1 protein-coding gene and 3 tRNA genes are annotated in these 1,929 nt (G+C 70.0%); all 4 read right to left on the bottom strand.

Annotated features, from left to right (window positions below; genetic code table 11):
* Positions 1–153: 153 nt before the first annotated feature.
* Positions 154–229 (bottom strand) — tRNA-Glu (locus DKL51_RS29000).
* A gap of 172 nt (positions 230–401) precedes the next feature.
* A tRNA-Glu gene (locus DKL51_RS28995) sits at positions 402–474 on the bottom strand.
* A 133-nt stretch (positions 475–607) separates the two neighbouring features.
* Positions 608–679: transfer RNA gene (locus tag DKL51_RS28990), tRNA-Gln, on the bottom strand.
* Positions 680–785: 106 nt separating this feature from the next.
* Complete coding sequence (locus tag DKL51_RS28985) at positions 786–1,589, bottom strand: fumarylacetoacetate hydrolase family protein (protein WP_109947057.1); 804 nt, start codon at positions 1,587–1,589, stop codon at positions 786–788.
* Positions 1,590–1,929 lie beyond the last annotated feature (340 nt).

The raw sequence follows: 1,929 nt of genomic DNA, 5'->3' as shown, positions 1-1,929 counted from the left end.
CCTCTCCTACCCACCCCCCCCGACCGAACCGGTTGATCACGAAGTTGTTGCCGCGACCCGCCGATGTCGGTGGCAACAACTTCATGATCAACCGGAGGGGCCAGGTGAAACGGCGAACGGCCCGTCTCGCGGGAGCGAGACGGGCCGTTCGAGTGGTAGCCCCGACCGGATTCGAACCGGCGCTACCGCCTTGAGAGGGCGGCGTCCTGGGCCGCTAGACGACGGGGCCAGGCACTTTTCCTGTTCACCACCCTGGCGGGCGATGCGGCAGTAGTCTAGCGGCACCGCCTCACCGGCTCGACGAGGGGTCGCGGCCGGCCGGCCCACGTCGACCGGCCCGGAGCCCGCCGGCGGACACGAAGAAGCCCGCCCCACCGAGGTGGGACGGGCTGTCAGCGCTGTAGCCCCGACCGGATTCGAACCGGCGCTACCGCCTTGAGAGGGCGGCGTCCTGGGCCGCTAGACGACGGGGCCAGAACTTTGTGCTTCCCCTCCCTGCCGGGCGAGGAAGCTGCACTCTACCAGAGGATCTCCCGCCACCCGAGGACGGGTGGACCGGAACTCCGCAGAATCCAGCGTCCGGGATTCTCCCGAATCCGCGGCTGCGCTGGGGTACCAGGACTCGAACCTAGACTAACTGAACCAGAATCAGTCGGGCTGCCAATTACCCCATACCCCATTGACCCCTTGCGGCGCCGGGAATGAACTTTACCCTCCCGGTGCCAACAGGCCAAATCCAACCCCCCGAACCGCACCTGACCTGCGGAAACGAGGCATCGGACGGATCAGGCGACCGGGACCACCGGGTTGCTGAGCTCGCCGATCCCCTCGATCCGCACGGTGACCGTATCCCCGTCGGTGAGCGGGCTAACCCCCGCCGGCGTACCGGTCAGCACCACGTCGCCGGGCAGCAACGTCATGACGTGCGAGATGTACGACACCAGGGCCGGAACGTCGAAGACCATGTCCTTCGTCCGGCCGAGCTGGCGTACCTCCATCTCCTCGGGGTTGCGGCCGACCTCACACCGGATCTCCAGGTCCGAGACGTCCAGCCCGGTGGTGATCCACGGACCGATGGGGCAGAACGAGTCGAAGCCCTTCGCCCGGGTCCACTGCCCGTCGGACCGCTGGAGGTCCCGCGCGGTGACGTCGTTGGCGCAGGTGTAGCCGAAGATCGCGCGCTCGGCGGCGGCCCGGTCGGCCCGGCGCGCACCCGGCGCGCCGATCACCACGGCCAGCTCCGCCTCGTGCTCGACCTGCTTGGAGAAGATCGGCAGCCGGATCGCGTCGCGCGGCCCGATCACCGAGGTCGAGGGCTTGAGGAAGAGCAGCGGCTCCTTTGGCACCTCGCTGCCGTGCTCGGCCGCGTGCTCGGCGTAGTTGCGCCCGACGCAGACCACCTTGCTGGGCAGGATCGGCGAGAGCAGCCGGACGTCGGAGAGCGCCCACCGGGCACCGGAGAACTGGATCTGGCCGAACGGGTGCCCCTCGATCTCGGCGATGGTCAGGCCCTGCGGCCCGGCCTCCGGCTCCCCCTCGACGACCCCGAACGACATTCCCTTGGCATGAGCAAAACGAGCGATACGCACCCGGCCAATCTATCCCCGACGCCCGCCGCTCACCCGCGCGCGGCCGACGGCACGCCGCCGGACCCGGCCGTGGGGGGCGCAGCGTACGCCGTCGACCGGCCGGCTGGGCGGGAATGCCGAGTTCGTACCCGCACGGCGGTCCTGGGCCCATAGCTTCGGGTCCGGAGGTTCGTTCGTATGCCTGCATCGAGACGACACCACAGAGCCCTCGCAGTGTTCGTGCACTGTCTCGGCGTCCTCGCCGCCGTGCCGGCACTGCCCACCGCGGTACCTCGGGCGGCGGCGGCACCCGCGCACGCCGCGCCGGCACCGACTCCGCCGGTCGCCACCGGGATACCGG

This window comes from Micromonospora globispora (genome assembly GCF_003857015.1).
Taxonomy (GTDB): Bacteria; Actinomycetota; Actinomycetes; order Mycobacteriales; family Micromonosporaceae; genus Micromonospora; species Micromonospora globispora.
This window is presented reverse-complemented; position numbering and strand designations above follow the sequence as displayed.